Source organism: Duganella sp. BJB1802, assembly GCF_013369445.1.
Taxonomy (GTDB): Bacteria; Pseudomonadota; Gammaproteobacteria; order Burkholderiales; family Burkholderiaceae_D; genus Rugamonas; species Rugamonas vulcania_A.
Genome location: NZ_JABWEF010000013.1, coordinates 87,092 through 104,839 on the forward strand (window position 1 = coordinate 87,092; position 17,748 = coordinate 104,839).

18 protein-coding genes are annotated in these 17,748 nt (G+C 65.6%); 7 read left to right on the plus strand and 11 right to left on the minus strand.

Translation table 11 applies throughout. The features are described from left to right. Positions 1–115: 115 nt before the first annotated feature. Together HUX88_RS20270 and HUX88_RS20275 are read right to left on the minus strand one after the other, a co-directional pair. A complete protein-coding gene (locus HUX88_RS20270; protein WP_176362927.1) occupies positions 116–1,996 on the minus strand; it encodes a chemotaxis protein CheA in 1,881 nt (626 codons plus the stop codon). Beyond that, complete coding sequence (locus HUX88_RS20275) at positions 1,996–2,817, minus strand: protein phosphatase CheZ (RefSeq protein WP_176362928.1); 822 nt, start codon at positions 2,815–2,817, stop codon at positions 1,996–1,998. Before HUX88_RS20275 ends, HUX88_RS20270 begins: the two co-directional genes overlap by 1 nt. Before the next feature lie 390 nt (positions 2,818–3,207). On the opposite strand from HUX88_RS20275, the gene HUX88_RS20280 reads away from it, so the two are divergent. The 6 genes from HUX88_RS20280 to HUX88_RS20305 all read left to right on the plus strand — a co-directional run bounded on the left by HUX88_RS20280 (position 3,208) and on the right by HUX88_RS20305 (position 7,593). Continuing rightward, positions 3,208–3,675 (plus strand): universal stress protein, encoded by a 468-nt coding sequence (locus HUX88_RS20280; RefSeq protein ID WP_028819635.1) that lies wholly within the window; start codon positions 3,208–3,210, stop codon positions 3,673–3,675. Positions 3,676–3,766: 91 nt separating this feature from the next. Continuing rightward, positions 3,767–4,411, plus strand: coding sequence for a response regulator transcription factor (locus HUX88_RS20285; RefSeq protein ID WP_008450985.1), 645 nt, complete (start codon positions 3,767–3,769; stop codon positions 4,409–4,411). A gap of 302 nt (positions 4,412–4,713) precedes the next feature. Continuing rightward, the gene (locus tag HUX88_RS20290) at positions 4,714–5,511 is read left to right on the plus strand and encodes a Crp/Fnr family transcriptional regulator (protein WP_117015001.1); all 798 of its coding nucleotides are present in this window, start codon (positions 4,714–4,716) and stop codon (positions 5,509–5,511) included. Positions 5,512–5,671: 160 nt separating this feature from the next. Continuing rightward, positions 5,672–5,866, plus strand: coding sequence for a hemin uptake protein HemP (gene hemP, locus HUX88_RS20295; protein WP_176362929.1), 195 nt, complete (start codon positions 5,672–5,674; stop codon positions 5,864–5,866). Between the two features lie 105 nt (positions 5,867–5,971). Then, positions 5,972–6,304, plus strand: coding sequence for a hypothetical protein (locus HUX88_RS20300; protein ID WP_117014882.1), 333 nt, complete (start codon positions 5,972–5,974; stop codon positions 6,302–6,304). A gap of 11 nt (positions 6,305–6,315) precedes the next feature. After that, entirely contained in the window at positions 6,316–7,593 is a 1,278-nt protein-coding gene (locus HUX88_RS20305; RefSeq protein WP_176362930.1) for a DUF2325 domain-containing protein, read from the plus strand. A gap of 54 nt (positions 7,594–7,647) precedes the next feature. Here HUX88_RS20305 and HUX88_RS20310 read toward each other — a convergent pair whose 3' ends face one another. From HUX88_RS20310 to HUX88_RS20335, 6 genes are all read right to left on the minus strand, one after another. Beyond that, complete coding sequence (locus HUX88_RS20310) at positions 7,648–10,392, minus strand: TonB-dependent receptor (protein ID WP_176362931.1); 2,745 nt, start codon at positions 10,390–10,392, stop codon at positions 7,648–7,650. A gap of 317 nt (positions 10,393–10,709) precedes the next feature. After that, positions 10,710–12,074 (minus strand): sulfite reductase subunit alpha, encoded by a 1,365-nt coding sequence (locus HUX88_RS20315; RefSeq protein ID WP_176362932.1) that lies wholly within the window; start codon positions 12,072–12,074, stop codon positions 10,710–10,712. Then, the gene (locus HUX88_RS20320; RefSeq protein WP_176362933.1) at positions 12,071–13,081 is read right to left on the minus strand and encodes an FAD:protein FMN transferase; all 1,011 of its coding nucleotides are present in this window, start codon (positions 13,079–13,081) and stop codon (positions 12,071–12,073) included. Before HUX88_RS20320 ends, HUX88_RS20315 begins: the two co-directional genes overlap by 4 nt. Before the next feature lie 16 nt (positions 13,082–13,097). Then, on the minus strand, positions 13,098–13,919 hold the full coding sequence (locus HUX88_RS20325; protein WP_117015000.1) for a DUF4198 domain-containing protein: 822 nt from the start codon (positions 13,917–13,919) through the stop codon (positions 13,098–13,100). Positions 13,920–13,928: 9 nt separating this feature from the next. Beyond that, the gene (locus tag HUX88_RS20330; RefSeq protein WP_176362934.1) at positions 13,929–14,444 is read right to left on the minus strand and encodes a DUF2271 domain-containing protein; all 516 of its coding nucleotides are present in this window, start codon (positions 14,442–14,444) and stop codon (positions 13,929–13,931) included. A gap of 18 nt (positions 14,445–14,462) precedes the next feature. After that, positions 14,463–15,110, minus strand: coding sequence for a PepSY-associated TM helix domain-containing protein (locus HUX88_RS20335; RefSeq protein ID WP_176362935.1), 648 nt, complete (start codon positions 15,108–15,110; stop codon positions 14,463–14,465). Between the two features lie 165 nt (positions 15,111–15,275). On the opposite strand from HUX88_RS20335, the gene HUX88_RS20340 reads away from it, so the two are divergent. Next, on the plus strand, positions 15,276–15,773 hold the full coding sequence (locus HUX88_RS20340) for a pyridoxamine 5'-phosphate oxidase family protein (RefSeq protein ID WP_117014873.1): 498 nt from the start codon (positions 15,276–15,278) through the stop codon (positions 15,771–15,773). 98 nt (positions 15,774–15,871) lie between these two features. Here HUX88_RS20340 and HUX88_RS20345 read toward each other — a convergent pair whose 3' ends face one another. From HUX88_RS20345 to HUX88_RS20350, 3 genes are all read right to left on the minus strand, one after another. Further along, positions 15,872–16,222, minus strand: a complete 351-nt coding sequence (locus tag HUX88_RS20345; protein WP_117014871.1) for a KGG domain-containing protein — start codon at positions 16,220–16,222, stop codon at positions 15,872–15,874. Between the two features lie 171 nt (positions 16,223–16,393). Further along, positions 16,394–16,525, minus strand: coding sequence for a hypothetical protein (locus tag HUX88_RS33005; RefSeq protein WP_301549486.1), 132 nt, complete (start codon positions 16,523–16,525; stop codon positions 16,394–16,396). Positions 16,526–16,737: 212 nt separating this feature from the next. Further along, positions 16,738–17,691, minus strand: coding sequence for an aldo/keto reductase (locus HUX88_RS20350; protein ID WP_176362936.1), 954 nt, complete (start codon positions 17,689–17,691; stop codon positions 16,738–16,740). Between the last annotated feature and the right edge of the window lie 57 nt (positions 17,692–17,748).

Sequence of the window (17,748 nt, forward strand, 5' to 3'; positions counted from 1 at the left end):
TACCGATACACTTTTTATGACTCCTTTTGAAAAATCTTGTATTGCGTATAAAAATGCGAATAAAAAAAAGCCTGCGTGGACGCAGGCTTTTGGTCTATCTGGCCCAGTGCTGAGACTAAGCCGCCATGCGTACACTACCTCGACATCCGTCCATTAGGAACGATAGGCCCACCACTAGCACCAGTTCGCCTTCGGCCGAACGCGCGGTGCCGGTGATGCCCTCGACGCTAATCGCGGTCATCGGTTTAATCACCAGGTCGGCCGTGCCGTCGACCGCTTCCACCGCCAGGATGTACGGCTGTGGCGCGGCGACAACAATCCCCACCTTCTCGCGGCAGCTCTCGTAGCCCAGCGAATCGGCCAGCGAACGGACCGGCAGCGGACGCCCCTGGTCCTTCAGCACCGGCGCGCCGCCCACTTCCATGAACACTTCCGGCAGCTCGACCACGCGCTGCACCACGGCCATCGGCAGCGCCAGCGCGGCGCCCGAGGTCGACACCAGCATGGTCGGCACGATCGACAGCTCGATCGGCAGGCGGATGGCGAACTTGGTGCCCTTGCCCAGCGACGATTCGATGTGGATGGCGCCGCGGTTCTTCTCCACGGCGGTCTTCACCACGTCCATGCCGACGCCGCGCCCGGACACGCTGGACGCGACTTCCTTGGTCGAGAAGCCCGGCAAGAATACCAGCTGGAAGCATTCGTCGTTGGTCAGCTGCACCGATTCGGAGATCAGGCCTTTTTGCTGGGCCTTGGTGCGCAGCACCACCGGATCCATGCCCTTGCCGTCGTCCTGAAGCACAATCATAACGCTATTTGCTTCCTGCCATGCTTTGAGCGAGATATACGACTTGGCCGGCTTGCCCGCCGCCAGCCGGTCTTCCGGCGATTCGACGCCGTGGTCCAGCGAGTTGCGCAGCATGTGCACCAGCGGATCGTACAGGCTGTCCACCACCACGCGGTCGACTTCGGTCTCCGCGCCTTCGATGGTCAGCTCGACGTCCTTGCCCAGGTCCTTGGCCAGCTCGCGCACCAGGCGCGGGAACTTCTGGAACAGGCGGCCGACCGGCTGCATGCGGGTCGCCAAGGTGGCGCGCTGCAGCTCGGTGGAGTAGCGCGAGGCGCGTTCCAGCGTTTCGGCCAGCGTCGCCATCAGCGTCTGGGCCTGGCCCTCGAACTTGAACTGCAACAGGCGTTCCAGCAGCACGGCGGCCTGGTTGGCGGCCTGCACCGATTCGCCGGCCACTTCCAGCAGCGCGTCCAGCTTGACGGCGTCGACCCGGATCGATTCCTCCTTGGCCGGCGCGGCGTGCGGACGCTCTTCGCGCTTCTCGGCCGCTTCGCGCTTGGCCGGCGACGTGGCCGGGTTGGCGACCTGCACGGCGGCCACGACGGCGGCCAGCTCGGCGGCCGGGATCGGCGCCGACGCGGCCGGCGCGGCGGCCGCAGGCTTGGTGTAGCTACCGGGCGGCATCACGGCTTCGTACATGCCTTCCCAGTCCAGGCCGTCGGCGGATGGCGCGGCGGCAGGCGCTGCCGCAGCGGCCGCAACCGGCGCAGCGGCGGCCGGGGCCGGGGCTGGCGCGGCGGCTTTAGGCGGCGCGGCCGTGGTCTTGCCTTCGATGGCGTCGGTCAGGATGACTTCCAGATCCTTGGGCATGGCCGGCAGGCTGTCCGGCTCGGCGCCGTTGCTCAGCTCAGCGAGCTGGTCGGCCACGAAGCCCGACGCCTGCAGCGCCGCCTCGATCGCGATCGGCGTCACCGGCGCGGCGCCGGTGCGCAGCGCGTCGAACAGGTTCTCGGTCAGGTGGCAGGCCGCCACCAGCGCCGGCAGGCCCATGAAACCGGCCCCGCCCTTGATGGTGTGGAAGGAGCGGAACACCGCGTTGAGCGTTTCCTTATTGTCCGGGTCGCGTTCGAGCCGCAGCAGATGCTCTTCAACGTTGACCGCAAGATCCATCGCCTCGACGACGAAATCCTTGAGCATATCGTCCATTAGAATCCCAGATCAGCAAGCAGGTCGTCGACATTGTCCTGGTTCAGGGCAACGGCCGGAGCCGAAGGGCCTTGCATCAGGCTCACCTCTTTTTGCGCGATTTTCTCGCGTACCGCCGGCGGCGCGTTGTCGCGCAGCAGTTCTGCCAGTTCGTGCTCCACCGTCTTGGTGATGTTCACGACTTTCTTGATCAGCTGGCCGGTGATGTCCTGGAAGTCCTGGGCCATCATGATCTCCAGCAGGCGGGCCTTCTCGGCCTCGGTGGCGGCCGACACGGCCACGGCGAACGCCTGCGAGTCGCCGGCCAGTTGCTTGAACTGGTCCAGGCTCAGCTTGCCGGCGAACAGGTCGGCCCAGCGGGTTTCCATTTCCTTGGATTTCTTCGACAGCGTGTCCTGCTCCGGCATGCCCTCGTCCAGGGTGTTGAGCACCTTGTTGGCGGCTTGTTCGGTCAGGGTGGCGACGTATTCGAGGCGGTCCTGGGCATCGTTGATCTGCGACGACGCTTCGGTCAGCGCCTTGTCGTAGCCCAGTTCGCGCAGCGAATCGTGCAGCAGGCGCACGATGCCGCCCAGGCGTTCGAACATGGGCTTGTCTTCGCCGTCGACCGCGCCATCGGCCGCGGCGGCCAAGGCGGCTGAGGGAGCCGGCGCGGGGGCGGCTGCCACCACGTCCGCCGGACGGGCCGACGCCACTTCGTCGAACAGGCTTTCCAAATCGTCTTCCGCAGCGGCAGCAGGCGCTGGAGCAGGCGCTGCGGTCTTGCTCTGGGCAGACACCTCGTCAAATAGTGCGTCGAAATCGTCAGCGGCGTTGGTCATAATCCCTGCTTCTCCATAATTTGTAAAATTGCTGCCCTAAAATTGCTTGCTTGTGATGACGCTCGGCAATATAACGCACTTACCCGAGTGTATCAGGGCACAGCCAGATTATTCAATCCCAGAGTGGGGTCGCCTGCCCTGCGCTCCGGGTCCAAGCCAAGTTCCGTTGTATTTGGTGATACTAACATTGGTTAGATAGACAAAACACGCTTTGAGACACAAAAGTAGTGCCACCGTGCAAAAAAAGCAGGTAAAAAGTAGGAAAGGCCACAAGCGCGTCCCAGCGTAAAGCGCTTTTATTTGATAAGCATCAAGTCTTTCCATACTAACAATAATGTAAATCGGGACTACAATTAAGAGCAGCCAGCTGGTTTTAAAAGGAGGTTCATCATGTACCGCAAAATCCTGATCACCACCGACGGTTCCGCCGTTTCCAGCAAAACCGCCTGCGCCGGGGTGGCCTTCGCCGAGCAGATGAAGGCCGAGGTGCTGGTGCTGTTCGTGGCGCCGGAATACCAGTACCCGATCTATGTCGAGATCATCCCGCCCAGCTACCCCAGCGAGGACGAATACCGCGCCGCGATGCTGCGCGCCGGCAAGGAGCACACGCAGGACGTGGTCGATTCCTGCGCCAAGCGCGGCGTGCCGTGCGAGGCGCTGACCGCGTTCGCGGAAAGCGCGGCGCTGAAGATCGTCGATGTGGCGGAAAAACACCATTGCGACCTGATCTTCATGGGGTCGCACGGCCGCAGCGGCTGGGGCCAGCTGTTGCTGGGCAGTGTGACCAACAAGGTGTTGTCGCATGCGAAAACACCGGTGCTGGTGCACCGCCTGATCAAGGAACCCGGCAGCAAATAAAAAGCGGGATTGATGCTTTTTTATAGTAAGATCACAAGATTAGTTCAAAAATAATAAAACTTACTTTTAGTCACTTTTTTTAAGCATCTCTATGATCCGAATTGTCATCGCCGACGACCACACCATCATGCGCGAGGGTCTCAAGCGCATCCTCGACGGCGCGCCCGACATCGACATCGTAGGCGAGGCCATCGACGGCTTCGAAGTGCTGGGCCACGTGCGCCAGGGCGGGTTCGACTTGCTGCTGCTGGACTTGTCCATGCCCGGCCGCAGCGGGGTCGACCTGATCCGCCAGATCAAGGCGGAGGCGCCCAAGCTCGCCATCCTGATCCTCACCATGCACGAGGAGGAACAGTACGCGGTGCGCGCCATCCGCGCCGGCGCCCAGGGCTACCTGACCAAGGAGAGCGCCGGCACCCAGCTGGTCGGCGCGATCCGCAAGGTCGCCTCCGGCCGCCCCTACATCAGCACCGAGGTGGCCGAGCAACTGGCGCTCAACATCATGATGCCCAACGAGAGCCTGTTGCATAAACAGCTGTCGGACCGCGAATTTGAGGTTTTTTCGCTACTCGTGGCCGGAAAATCGATCACGGAAATCGCCAACAGCTTGCATCTTAGCGTCAAGACCGTCAGCACCCACAAAACCCGCATCATGCAGAAAATGGGCATGAGTTCCCTCTCAGAAATGGTGCAATATGCCGTCGCGCACCGTTTGTTATCTCCCTTCAAGACCTGATCCGGCCGTCCGCCATTAGGACAACTCCTACAATGCTGCGCTCCCTCCTACGCGCAGATTCAGCCATTGCTGATATCTATCTCCCCCCCGCGTTGGCATACTGAAACCATACGATTCATGCTGCATGGCTACACATCGCAGCATGATGCCGTGCCACACCAGAACAGGAAACCAAGCAGCGCGGCCTCGTCCAGTTCCCGTCCTTTCTCAAAGCCGTACCCTGTACACAGGAGATCAACATGCTGTCTATGCAAGCGTCTGAAATTCGCCCGGCCACCACTGCCACGATGCAGTCCTCCTCGATGGAGGCGGGCCGTCAGCGCCAGGGGCGGCTCTGGTCCAACCTGAAGGAAGTCTGCGACCTGCTGCACATCCCGGCGGCCTGCTCGATCAGCAACGAGGAGCTGCTGTTCCAGCACGTGCAGTTCAAGACCGGCCAGCGCATCCACACCATCGGCCAGCCGTTCGACACGCTGTACATCGTCAACTCCGGCTTCCTGAAGACGGTGCTCATCGACGAGTTCGGCAACGAGCAGGTGCTCAGCTTCCCGATGAAGGGCGACATGCTGGGCGTGGACGGCATCCACACCCGCCATTATTCCTCCGAGGCCGTGGCATTGTCCGACTGCGACCTGATCCTGCTGCCGTTCAAGAAGCTGACCGCGCTGGGCCGCATCCACCTGGAGCTGGAAAACATGATGTACGGCGTCATGAGCCGCGAGCTGGTGCGCGAGCAGGCCATGATCGGCATGCTGGGCGCGCTCAGCGCCGAGGCGCGCGTGGCGCGCTTCCTGGTGTCCCTGGCCGAGCGCTTCGCCCAGATGGGCTATTCCAGCAAGCTGTTCAACCTGCGCATGACGCGCCACGAGATCGGCAGCTACCTGGGCCTGACGCTGGAGACGGTCAGCCGCACGCTGTCGGCCTTCAACGAGATCGGCCTGATCAGCGTGGACCAGCGCACCATCGGCATCAAGGATCCGGAGGCGCTCAAAACCCTGCGCCGCCTGCCGCCCTCGCGCACCCGCGCCAAGCAACAGGCCGCCGCCAAGGCCAAGGGCGAAGACAACGTCGCGCCCGCCCAGTTGCTGGCCGCGCTGTAACCACCTCCCGTACCCAGCTTGGGCCCGGTTTCTCCAGCCGGGCCTTTTTTTGTCCGCGCCGGCCCCGCGGTCAATAACTCCTAAATAACGCTTGCATTCCTTCCGTGCTTCCACAATAATGAATGCAAATACGAATCATTCTTATTAAGGAGCCCCGAAGATGAGCACGACCCTGCCAGCCACCCCACCCGCCATCCACGCCGCCGCCGTCGTGGCCGCGCCGGCCGCCGTGCCGACCAAGCGCATCACCAGCGCCAGCCTGATGGGCGATGGCCGCGAAGTCGAGATCGAACATTCGGGCCGCATCTACCGCCTGCGCATCACCCAGCTCAACAAGCTGATCCTGACCGCATGACGGACACCGTTCACTGTGCGTGAACCAGGGCGCCAGCGCGCCCTCCCCCTCCCCGAGTAGCCAGCCGTAGCCAGCCAGACTCTCCACCGATCCCAGGAGCGTTTGATGGCCATAGACCGTAGCAATCCGATTTTCCTCGCCCCGTCGCACGGCGGACACAATCCAGAACTGATGCTGTCCGCCGTGCTGCATCTGATGTCGCACTACACCGCCGGCAGCGACGACGCCGGCGGCTGCGTCAAGCTGGCCTCGGTGATCGAACGCCACCTGAAGGCGCTGGCCGGCCTGCCCGAGCTGGCGCCGGTGCTCAGCGCCACCTGCCAGCAGCTGTCCGAGCAGTGGGCCGCCGTGGTCGAGCGCAACCTGCACGCCCAGGAAAAAAGCAACTTCCTCAGCCGCATCATGGCGCGCGCCCGCACCGCGCCGGCCGCCGCGTAGGGAGCGCGCCCATGTGCGAAAAACACGATCCGCTGGCGGCCATCATCGCCGCCGCCATGCCGCAGGTGGCCGGCGCGCTGGCGCCGCCGCGCCGCGCCGAACAGCAGGTGGTCAAGCCCGTCATCGTCAATGTGGCGCAGGCGCTGGACCAGGCCCACGCCTCGCGCCGCCGCCGGCTGTGGGAGCTCGGCCATGCCTGCCACTGCCCGCTGGTCGGCGTCGGCTTCCCGCTGGGCGTGCTGCGCAAGCTGGTGGACAAGGTCACGTCGGGCAAGGTGCTGGCCGACGATTACGAGGTGCATGTCGGCGCCGTCACCGAGTGCGGCAGCCGCAACCGCCTGTCGGAGGCGCTGCAAAAGGAGCTCGAGCGCCGCTACGCCGCCGTGCTGCTGCGCTTTCGCGCCGCCAGGAGCACCGCCGACGTGGCCGCGCTGTGGCGCGCGGCCGTGGCCAACGGCGACGTCGCCGGCGCCTTCTGGGCCGGCCTGACGCATCCGCGCTGCAACGCCGAGCTGGAAGAACAGATGTGCCGCGACCTGCACATGGTGCAGCACCAGGCCGGCGCCTGCGTGCGCGCCGACATCAACAAGTTCAACGCCACGCTGGCCGACAACGCGCGCCTGGCGCACGAGCTGTCCAAGGCCCAGCAGCGCGCCGCCGCCCTGCTGGCCGACAAGAGCGCGGACGGCGAACGGCACGCGGCGCAGCTGATGCAGCTGCGCGCGCAGTCGGTCGGCAAGGACAGCATGATCGATTCGCTCAGGGCCGAGCTGGAACAGTTGCGCGAATCCATCCCCGGCCTGGAGAGCCGCGCCCGGCTGGCCGAGCGGCTGATGCAGATGGAGGAACGCGAACGCGGCATGCGCAACCAGATCGCCGAGCTGAAGCTGGACCTGGCGAAGGCGCGCACGGCGGCCGACCCGGCGCCGGCGCCGGAGGAAACGCGCCAGGTCGTCGAGCACGTGATGCGGATGCCGCTGAGCTTGAACGACCGCGCGGTGCTGTGCGTGGGCGGACGCAGCGGCAACGTCGCCACCTATCGCGAGCTGATCGAGCGCGAAGGCGCGCAGTTCGCCCACCACGACGGCGGCCTGGAGGACAACGCCAACCGCCTCGACGCCAGCCTGGCCGCGGCCGACCTGGTGATCTGCCAGACCGGCTGCATCAGCCACAGCGCCTACTGGCGGGTCAAGGACTACTGCAAGCGCAACGGCAAGCGCTGCGTGTTCATCGACAACCCCAGCATCTCCAGCCTGGCGCGCGGCCTCGAACAGGCGAACGCCGAATAAAAAAAAGCCCTGACCACAACAACCGGTCAGGGCTTTCCCACTTACTTCAGCAACTTAGAACGCCAGCGTGCCGGTCAGGTAGACCGTGCGGCCGATCTGGTCGGTGTAGCGCGGATCGAAGCCGACCTGGTGGCCCGACGAGGCGCGCAGCGACAGCGGCGGTTCGCGGTCCAGCAGGTTCTTCACGCCCATGCGGATCGAGGCGGTCTTGGTCAGCGTCAGCTTGCCCTGCCAGTCGAACGTCAGGTACGACGGCACCCACAGACGGATGCTCTCGTCCTTGCCGCTGTCGACGTTGCGCACGGTCGCTTGCGCGTCGCGGTAGCCGTTGCGGTAGTTGGCGCTCAGCGTGTTGCTCAGCTTGCCGGTGTCCAGCGTCAGCCCGGCGCGCACGATGTGGCGGAAGGCGACGCTGTTGTCGACGCCGAAGAAGTTCAGGTCGCTGGTCCAGTCGCCGTCGGTGCCCGGACGGGTGTAGTCCGACTTCATCAGGTAGGTGCCGTTCAGGTTGGCGGTCAGCTGGCCGAACGAGAACTTCTGGCGGCCCACCAGGTCATAGTCGATACCCTGGTTGTGGGTCTTGCCGATGTTGATCGACAGACGCTTCATCGCCCAGTAGGTGTTGCCGGTCGACGGCTCGGTGAAGGTGCTGAACAGGTCGCGGAACTTGGCCGGGTTGGCGAAGATCTGCTGCTCGCTGATCGACGACACGGCGTCGGTGATCTTCACGTCCCACAGGTCGGCGCCGAACGAGAACGACGGGCTCGGCTCGACGCGGAAACCGATCGAGTACTGCTTGGAACGCTCAGGCTTCAACTGCTCGTTGCCGCCGGACAGCACGTTGTACTGCACATTGCCAGGACGGCACATGTCGGTGCCCGGGAACGGGCAGGCGTAGCTGTTGGCGGTCACGCCGGCGCTGACCAGCGGCTGGCCGATGTCGAGCATGCTCGGCGCCTTGAAGCCGGTGCCGTAGGAGCCGCGGAACAGCAACGTCTTGGCAGGCTGCCAGCGGGCCGACACCTTGTAGGTGCTGGCCGACTGGGTCTCGCCCATCTTGCGGTGCGCCAGCAGGTTGTCGACGCCGTCGATGCTGTCGTAGCGGCCGGCCAGGGTCACTTCCAGCTCCTTGGTCACCGGCGCCAGCAGCTCGCCGAATACGCCGTACGAGGCGCGCTTCATGTCGTACGCGGCTGGCGAACTCAGGTTGTAGACCATGCCGCTGGCCGCGGCGGCCGACGGGGTCTGCTGGTAGGCGTACTCGCGGTAGTCGGCGCCGATACCCAGGTTGGCGGCGCCGCCCGGCAGCGTGAACACTTCGCGCGAACCGTGCGCGTCCACGCCCTTGAGCGTGGTCGACGCTTCGCGGATCGAACCGTGGAAGATCGAGTTGGCGATCTGCGCCTTGGTGGCGTCGCTCTGGTTGCCGATCGGCGCGAACGGATTGAAGGCGTTGGTGGCCAACATGTCCTTGAATTCCTTGGTCAGCGCGTAGCCGCCGACATAGCGCTCGTCGAGCTTGTTGCGCGACCAGGTCAGGCCGGTGCCGAAGCTCCAGGCGCCGATCTCGCCGTCCGCGCCGATGACCAGGTGCTGGGCGTCGGTCACGGTCTGGCTGTCGCGGGTGCCCCAGTCGTAGGTGCGGTAGCTGCCCGACACCTGCTTGACGTTGGCCGCCTGCTCAGGCGTCAGGTATGGCAGCACGTAGGTGTTGTAGCGGTCCGAACCGGGCGCGATGGTGAACGGCGCGATGTTCTGCGCGATGCGCGCGGTCAGGTCCAGGCGCGACAGCGCCATTTCGGCGAACACGGTGATGTCGTCGCTGGCCTTGTACTGGGCCTTGGAGAAGAAGCTGTCACGCTTGTTCTGCGGCGAGATTTCCACCGCCGGGGTGGAGTCGAACGAGCAGTTGCGGGTGTCGGCCGTGTTGTTCAGGCTCACGTAGGTCTGCTTCGGGCAGCTGCCGTTCTGCGCCAGGTAGGGGCTGAAGCCGATCGGCGCCAGGCCCTTGTTGAAGGTCACGCCGACGTTGGCCGGCGCGGCCGCAGGGCTGGTGCGGTCGTAGATGTAGTTGTGGCCGTTGTAGTTGAACGGGATGTACGAGGTCGACGCGAACGAGCGGTCGGTGGCCTTGACCGGGCTCTGCTCGTCGTGGCGGTAGGTCGCCAGGATGTTGAAGCGGTCTTCCTGCAGGTCGCCGAAGCCGTAGGTCAGGCTGGTGTTGTACGACTGGCCCGGACGGCCGCTGGTCGGCTGCGACCAGGTGGCGTCGACGGTGCCGCCCTGGGCGTTTTTCTTCAGGATGAAGTTGATCACGCCGGCGATCGCGTCCGAGCCGTACAGGGCGGAGGCGCCGTCGGTCAGGATCTCGACGCGCTCGACCGCGCTCATCGGGATCGAGTTCAGGTTGATGGTGCTGCCCGAGCCGGTCGGCGCGATGCGGCGGCCGTCCAGCAGGACCAGGGTGTAGCTCTCGCCGATGTTGTGAATCGAGGCGGACACGATGCCGCCCGAGTTGGAGCCGGCGGCGGTGGCGGCGATGCTGAAGCCCTGCATCGCAGGCAGCGATTGGATCAGGTCGGCGACGGTGGTGGCGCCGGTCTTGGCGATTTGTTCCTGCGACAGGCGCTGCACTGGCAACGCGCCTTCGACGGCGATGCGCTTGATGCTCGAGCCGGTGATTTCAACTTTCTGGATAGCCTCGTCTGCGAAGGCCTGGCCAGCGATCAGTACCGTACCGGTCAGCACGCTCAGGGCGATACGCACGGAGCGCACGCCGATTTTTTCTTGCAATACCATACAAACTCCCGATTAAAAACGTAAAAACCGAGAGCAATGCCATACCGCTGTGTTACGACTGCAAACCGAAGATGCACCGAAAGTCAGGGAGTCGAAGTGACCAAACATTGCTCTTCGATAACGGAATTATCGGGCCTGCCGCTACATTTTGATACATGGTTGAAGCAAAATTAGAACAAACCTCACAAGTTTGCCCTGCGCGGCTTATGGCAAAATTAAATTTCCATATTTTCTCAATAATATATGTATAAAACGTAATATTTTGATATTCACAGAACGTTCAAATTCGCACCATCGCGGTGCGTTGTAATAAAACGTCAATAAACGTCGCGCCGGTAGCGGCCGGCGGCGGCCAGCTGGTCCAGCGCCTCGCGGCCCAGCGCGGCGGCCAGGGCGGCGTCGACGCCGGCCGCCATGCCGTCCAGGCTGCCGCACACGTAGATGGCGGCGCCGGCCGCGACCCAGGCGCGCACCGCGTCCGCCTGCTCGGCCAGGCTGTGCTGCACGTAGCGGCGCCGCGGCTGGTCGCGCGAATACACCAGGTCCAGCTGCTCCAGTTTGCCGTGCAGCTGCCAGGTCGCCAGTTCGTCGCGATAGTGGGCGTCGTGCGCGGCGTTGCGCTCGCCGAACAGCAGCCAGTTGCGGGCCCGTCCCGATGCGGTGCGAGCCTTCAGGTGGCCCCGCAGGCCGGCGATGCCGCTGCCGTTGCCGATCAGGATCAGCGGGCGCTGCGCGTTGTCCTCCAGCCGGAAACGGCGATGCTGGCGCAGGCGCAGCTGGATGATCTGGCCGGGCCCGGCCTGCAGGGTCAGCCAGCCGGAGGCGGCGCCGTGGCTGCCATCCGCGTGCGTGTGCAGGCGCACCAGCAGGTGCACGCGGCCGTCGGCCGGGATCGAGGCGATCGAGTATTCGCGGGCGCGTTCCGGATCGGCTGGCGCGCACACCTGCACCAGGTCGCCCGATTCCCAGGCCGGCAGCGCGCCGTTCGCGGGCTCCAGCTCCAGGTGGTAGAGCGGCGCGCCGGCGCTGCCCGGATTGAGCAGCACGCGTTCGGCCAGTCGCCAGGACTCGAAGGCCGGTGCGCTCCAGTCCGGCGCGTCGCTGGTGCCGGCCAGATGGCTGAGCTGCTGGCGCCAGGCGCCGATGGCCTCGGCCGAACTGCGGTTCACCTCGATGCGCGGGAACAGGCTTTGCGCGCCCTGCGCCTGCAGCCACTGGTCCAGCGCGCGGCCGAAGCCGCAGAACTGGGCGTAGGCGCTGTCGCCCAGCGCCAGCACGGCGTAGTGCAATTGCGGCAGCGCCAGGCCATCGGTCATCAGGCGGCCGGCGAAGGCGGCGGCGGCGTCCGGCGCGTCGCCCTCGCCGTAGGTGCTGACCAGGAACAGGATGCGCTCGGCGCGTTGCAGGTCGTCCGCCCGCAGCTCGGACAGCTCGCTCAGCTGCGCCGGGATGCCGGCCAGCCGCAGCGTCGCCAGCGTCTGGCCGGCCAGTTCCTCGGCGTTGCCGGTCTGGCTGGCGTAGGCCACGATCCAGCCCGGGTTGGCGGCCGCCTCGGCCTTGGCGCGCCGCGCGGCCAGGCGCTTGCGGCGCGTGCGCAGCCAAGGCGCCAGGCAGACCAGCGCGTAGCTCATCGCCAGGCTGGCTGCCAGCATCAATCGGGTGGGGTCGTTGGTCCAGATCATTCGTCGAGCATGCTGTGTAAATGGGTACTCATGTGTTCGATAAAACCGCCGTCCGCCTGGCGGGCAACGAAGCGCGCGGCCAGGCCCTGCCGCTCGGCCAGTCGCAGGCCGTGCTCGCAGCCCAGCACCGTCAGCGCGGTGGACCAGGCGTCGGCGGCCATGCATTGCGGATGCACGACGGTGACGGAGGCCAGGTCGTTGGCGATCGGCATGCCGTTGCGCGGGTCGATGGTGTGGGAGTAGCGCCGTCCGTCCAGCTCGAAATAGCGGCGGTAGTCGCCCGAGGTCGCCACCGACAAGCCATGCAGCGCCAGCACCAGCTGGTCCGGCTGCTGAGCAACAGCGTCGCCCACCTGCTCCAGCGCCACCCACCACGGCTGGCCGTCCGGCTTGACGCCGGCGCCGCGCAGCTCGCCGCCGACTTCGACCAGGCAGTGCGCGTAGCCTTGCGACTTCAGGTGGTAGACCAGCCGGTCCACGCTGTAGCCCTTGGCCACGGCCGACAGGTCGAGCTGCACGCCGCCCGGCTGCCAGGCGCGGCGGCCTTCACGGTCCAGCAGCGCAGGCGGCAACGCCAACGCCGCGCCGATCTGCGCGGCCGACGGCGGCACGAAATCCGGCTGGCCGAACCTGCCGTGCGGGCCGAAGCCCCACAGGTTGACCAGCGCGCCGGCGCAGGGATCGTAGGCGCGGCCGGACTCGCGGGCCACGTCCAGCGCGAACGACAGCACATCGAAAAACGCTGGCGGCAGCTGCTGCCAGCTGCCTGCCTCCGCGCGGTTGAAACGGCACAGGTCGGAATCGATTTCCCAGTGGCTCATCTCGGCCACCACGGCATCGAGCTGTTGCTGCAAGCCTTGCTCCACATGGGCGCAGGGGTCGTCCGGCGCCGCCACCAGCCGCACCGACCAGCTGGTGCCCATGCTGTGGCCGGCGAAATCGCGGATCACGCCGCCGGCTGGCGGCGCATCTTCGGACACGACATGAGGCAGCAAGACCCGGCGCATGGTGAGCGTACGCGCCTTATTGCGGCAGGATTTCCACCGTCGCCGCGTAGCTGACGCGGCGCGGCGGCATCTGCGGCGGCTGGCCCGGCACCTGCGGCGCGGCCGCCGGCCAGGCGCTGCTGACCAGGTACATGCCCGCCGCCGGCAGCTCGAACGTGGCTTCGCCGTTGGCGTCGGTGTTCTTGCGCAGCTCGCCCAGCGTGCCGCGATAGCGCACGCCGCCCGGGATCAGGCTGAAGCCCTGGTTGGCCGCCGGCTTGCCGTCCAACAGGAAGCGCCAGGTGGCCTTCTCGCCCGCGCGCATGTCGTTCGGATGCGTCACCGGCACCAGCTCCAGGCCCACGCCGGTCGGCTTGAACACCGCCATGTCCGGCGTGCCGGTGGAGACGAAGGTCTCCAGCCGGCTCTGCATGCGCGTCAGCTTGACGTCGCTCGCGTCGGCCGGCACATCCTTGGCCAGCGATTCCTCGCTGCCGCGGAAGCGCTTCATCTCGCCATCCTTGTTCTTGTAGCTGCCCATCACGCCCTGCGACACCAGCGCGATGCGGTAGGTGCCCGGCTTGGGCAGCTTGAGATCGAAGGTGTTGCGCAGCTTGCCGTTGCTGACGTTTTCCATGTTCAGCTTGCCGCCGTCCGGGCCGGTGATGACGATGCCGTCCAGCTTGAGCGGCTGGTGGTCGATGTCGAACAAGCCTTCGGAGATGGCGGCATCCACCGTCACCCAGGCTTCCTTGCCTTCGACGATGGTGGACGACGGCAGCAGCCACGGCTTGTGCGCCTGCGCGCCCAGCGACAGGCCGGCCAGCGCCAATGCGATAAACGATTTATACAGTTTCATGGCCATGCCTTAAGGTTTGAGTTGAACCACCACGGCGCCCAGTTCTTCCTTGCCCTGGCCGCTCACGTTCTGCACCGACTTCGGCGGCCATTGCAGCGGCACCTTGACCGCCTCGCGGCCGCCGGCTTCGCGCGCCGCCTCCACCACCAGCGTGTACTGGCCGGCCGGCAGCTTGTCCAGCGCGGCCTTGGCGCCCGGGAAGGTCAGCGACTGCTCGCCCGGCGCCCGGGTCGCGCCGCTCACGCCGTCCATCGGCATCTCCAGGTCGCGGCCGCTCTTGCGCCACCACTGGCGGACATCCTTGAGCCACTTGGTGCCGGCGTTGTCCTTCTTCTTGACGTCGTACAGCACGGCCAGGTTGGCCACCACTTTCTGGTCGGCGTTTTCCAGCCACGCGGCGATGTAGGGGCGGTGGTATTCGGCCACGTTCAGTTGCGGCACTTCGAGCTTGAGCGCGAGCTCGGCGCCCATGGCCGTGGCGCTGGCCAGCGGCAGGCCGAGGGCGATGGAATAGCGTAGTTTCATGGAGAACCTGTCGTGAGATTAATGAATGAACAGCAGTGCGATAACAAACGGGATCAAGATGCCCAGGCCCACCATCGGCCAGGTGAACGGCCGGTTGGCCGCGTGGAATTTCAAAATCAGCAGGCCGGTGATGCAGAACACCAGGCAGGCGCCGGCGAAGATGTCGATGAACCAGTTCCAGGCCGTGCCGGTGTTGCGGCCCTTGTGCACGTCGTTGAGCCATGAGATCCAGCCGCGGTCGGTGTTCTCGAATTCGGCCGCGCCGTCCTCCAGCGCGATGCGTACCCAGGCGTCGCCGCCGGCCTTGGGCAGCGGCAGGTAGACCTCGTCGGCGGCCCATTCGGCCACGCGGCCGCCGGCCTGCACCTTCCACGTGTCGCGCAGCCATTGCTCGGCGGCGGCCGGCAAGGGTTCCCTGGCGCCATCGTGGCCGGCGGCGTAGGCGCGCAGCTGCGCGGTCAGCGCGGCCGGCGCGGTGGCCTGCCGGCGCACCACGGACGGCTTGGACTCGATCTGCGACGCGTGGTTCAGCGTGATGCCGGTGATGGCGAACAAAAACATGCCCAACAGGCACATCGCCGAACTGACCCAGTGCCATTGATGCAGATGCTTGAGCCATACGGCACGGCTGGCGTTACGGGCGGAGGCTGCGGCTTGGGCGCTCAAGGACTGTCCTTCTTCGTTGGAATAATTTTAGATGATAATGATTATCATTTGCAAAGTCAATTGCCAGCATGTATCGCTAATGTAAAACAACGTGAAGTCACGCACGGTGCGCCCGCGCGGGGACGGCTATGGTGGGGGAACCGTCCACTATCATGGAGGCGCATCATGCCGCTCTACAATCAGGAACAGATCCACGCCCTCGCGGCGCGGATCAAGGATGTGCCGGTCGGCATGTTCACCACCTCCGGCGACCAGAACGTGCTTACCTGCCGCCCGCTGCCCACGCAGCAGATCGACAACGAAGGCAATCTCTGGTTCTTCACGGCGGACGACGCCGACTTCACCGCCGACCTGCAGCGGCACCCCGACGTCAACATCAGTTTTTCCAATCCGAAGGAGAACCTGTACCTGTCGGTGTCCGGCCACGCCTGCATGTTGAAGGACCGCGCCAAGGCGCGCGAGCTGTGGCACCCGACGGTCCGCGGCTGGTTTCCCGGCGGCCTGGATGATCCGCACCTGGCGCTGATACGGGTGCGCGTGCAGACCGCCGAGTACTGGGACGCCGGCGCCGGCAAGATGAAGCAGCTGTTGCAGCTGGCCCGCACAGCCATCAGCGGCCGCACGCCGCTGCAGATGGGCCGGCACACGACGATCTGCCTGTGATCCTCGCGCGCACGAAAAGCCCGCCGGCACCAGGCGCGCTGCCAACGCGTCCGGGCCGGCGGGTTGTTGAACTGTCGGCGCTTACGCGCCCGGCACGCCTAGGACTTGGAGCCCGAGCTGCCCGACGATCCCGAGCGGCTGGAACCGCTGCGGCCGCCCTTGCCGTCCTCCTCGTCCTCCTTGCCGCCCTTGGACGATGCGGGCGTGCTGCTCTGGCTGCTGCGGGTGTCGTTCTTGTGGCTCATGCTGCCGGCCCGGCGCGCCTCCTCCGAAGTGAATTCGTGCGCCGTGCCTTTCTCGTGGGCCGCGCGGCCGCCTTCCGCCGCGATCTCACGTTGCTGTTCCGGGTCCATCGAAGCGAAGCCGCGCTTGCTGGTGTCCTTCTGCTGGCTGCCGGATTTATCGCCCTGCTTGCCGCCCTGGTCGTGGTCCTGATTGGATGTGGCCATGATAGTCTCCTTGAGTTCTACTGCTGTCCGATCCTGCTTGTCGCACAGGAGCAGCCATCGTAGTTCACGGCCCAGCCACACAATATAGGACGCGTGCAGGCAGCCGCGTAGGACCATTCCGTGTACCGGTAGGCATGGCTAACTGAATGTCCCTCACACGTGCGCCGCCGTTCAGATGGAATCGATCAGTTCCGCCATGAAGCCGTTGTTGTGGTTCACCTCCTGATTGATGATGACGTGTTCCTCGCCCACCATCAGCATCGCCTCGATTTCCGGCGACAGCCTTGGCGACCCGTATGGCACTGCGTTTTCTCCCTTGGACGATGTGCTCTGTTTCCCCTGACGCGGTAGGACGGCGTTCTTTTTTCTGGTCGACATATGGAATCCATTTTCGATGGTCAACAAACACGCGCGCCGTACCGGCCGCAACGCACTGCCCTCCAGAGTATCGCGAGCGGCGCGCGCGCGCCATCGGAGGCTGCCTAGAACGAGCGTAGGACAGTCACGGAAAACGGCTAGGAGTTGAGGCCTTTCATGCCTTCCTGCGGATAGCGTTCGCCGGCCGCCATGCCGGGCGGCAGCGCCGCGCCGATGCGCGCCAGCTCCGCGCCGCTCAGCCGCACCTGCAGCGCGCCCAGGTTCTCCAGCAGGTAGGGGATGCGCTTGGTGCCGGGGATGGGCACCACGTCCTGCGCCAGCAGCCACGCCAGCGCCAGCTGGGCCGGCGTGCAGCCCTTGGCGGCGGCGAGCTCGCGCACGATGTCGACGATGCGCTGGTTGGCCGCCATGTTGTCCTCGGCGAAGCGCGGGCTGAGCTTGCGGAAGTCGCCCTCCTCCAGCGGCGCCACCTTGCCGGTCAGGAAGCCGCGCCCCAGCGGGCTGTAGGCGCAGAACGCGGCGCCCACCTCGCGGCAGGCCTGCAGCACGCCGTCCTCCGGATCGCGCGTCCACAGCGAGTATTCGCTTTGCACGGCGGCCACCGGATGCACGGCGGCGGCGCGCCGCAAGGTGGCCGGCGACACTTCGCACAGGCCGATGGCGCCGATCTTGCCCTCGCGGACCAGGCGCGCCAGCGCCTCCATCGATTCCTCCAGCGGCGTCTCGGCCAGGTTCAAACGGTGCATATAGTATAAATCGATATGCTCGACGTTCAGCCGGCGCAGCGAGGCCTCGCACGCCTCGCGGATGTAGGCCGGCGAATTGTCGATGCGGCGCTCGTAGTTGCCGGCCTTGCGCACCAGGCCGAACTTGGTGGCCAGCGTCACATGCTCGCGCTTGCCCTGCAGGAAGCGGCCCAGCAGCTCCTCGTTGTGGCCGGCGCCGTAGGAATCCGCCGTATCGTACAGCGTGACGCCAGCCTCGTAGGCGGCCTCCAGCGTCGCCAGCGACTGCGCCTCGTCGGTGGCGCCGTAGAATTCCGACATGCCCATGCAGCCCAGACCGATACCCGATAACGATAATTTCTTCATGCCGACCTCCGTTGTTGGTTGATGGCGCCGAGTCTAGCCGGCGTCGGCGGCGTGCGG

Bases quoted from the DNA above. Each gene is read 5' to 3' on its own strand.
- HUX88_RS20270 (WP_176362927.1), bottom strand. From the start codon at position 1,996: ATGGACGATATGCTCAAGGATTTCGTCGTCGAGGCGATGGATCTTGCG.
- HUX88_RS20275 (WP_176362928.1), bottom strand. From the start codon at position 2,817: ATGACCAACGCCGCTGACGATTTCGACGCACTATTTGACGAGGTGTCT.
- HUX88_RS20280 (WP_028819635.1), top strand. From the start codon at position 3,208: ATGTACCGCAAAATCCTGATCACCACCGACGGTTCCGCCGTTTCCAGC.
- HUX88_RS20285 (WP_008450985.1), top strand. From the start codon at position 3,767: ATGATCCGAATTGTCATCGCCGACGACCACACCATCATGCGCGAGGGT.
- HUX88_RS20290 (WP_117015001.1), top strand. From the start codon at position 4,714: ATGGAGGCGGGCCGTCAGCGCCAGGGGCGGCTCTGGTCCAACCTGAAG.
- hemP (WP_176362929.1), top strand. From the start codon at position 5,672: ATGAGCACGACCCTGCCAGCCACCCCACCCGCCATCCACGCCGCCGCC.
- HUX88_RS20300 (WP_117014882.1), top strand. From the start codon at position 5,972: ATGGCCATAGACCGTAGCAATCCGATTTTCCTCGCCCCGTCGCACGGC.
- HUX88_RS20305 (WP_176362930.1), top strand. From the start codon at position 6,316: ATGTGCGAAAAACACGATCCGCTGGCGGCCATCATCGCCGCCGCCATG.
- HUX88_RS20310 (WP_176362931.1), bottom strand. From the start codon at position 10,392: ATGGTATTGCAAGAAAAAATCGGCGTGCGCTCCGTGCGTATCGCCCTG.
- HUX88_RS20315 (WP_176362932.1), bottom strand. From the start codon at position 12,074: ATGATCTGGACCAACGACCCCACCCGATTGATGCTGGCAGCCAGCCTG.
- HUX88_RS20320 (WP_176362933.1), bottom strand. From the start codon at position 13,081: ATGCGCCGGGTCTTGCTGCCTCATGTCGTGTCCGAAGATGCGCCGCCA.
- HUX88_RS20325 (WP_117015000.1), bottom strand. From the start codon at position 13,919: ATGAAACTGTATAAATCGTTTATCGCATTGGCGCTGGCCGGCCTGTCG.
- HUX88_RS20330 (WP_176362934.1), bottom strand. From the start codon at position 14,444: ATGAAACTACGCTATTCCATCGCCCTCGGCCTGCCGCTGGCCAGCGCC.
- HUX88_RS20340 (WP_117014873.1), top strand. From the start codon at position 15,276: ATGCCGCTCTACAATCAGGAACAGATCCACGCCCTCGCGGCGCGGATC.
- HUX88_RS20345 (WP_117014871.1), bottom strand. From the start codon at position 16,222: ATGGCCACATCCAATCAGGACCACGACCAGGGCGGCAAGCAGGGCGAT.
- HUX88_RS20350 (WP_176362936.1), bottom strand. From the start codon at position 17,691: ATGAAGAAATTATCGTTATCGGGTATCGGTCTGGGCTGCATGGGCATG.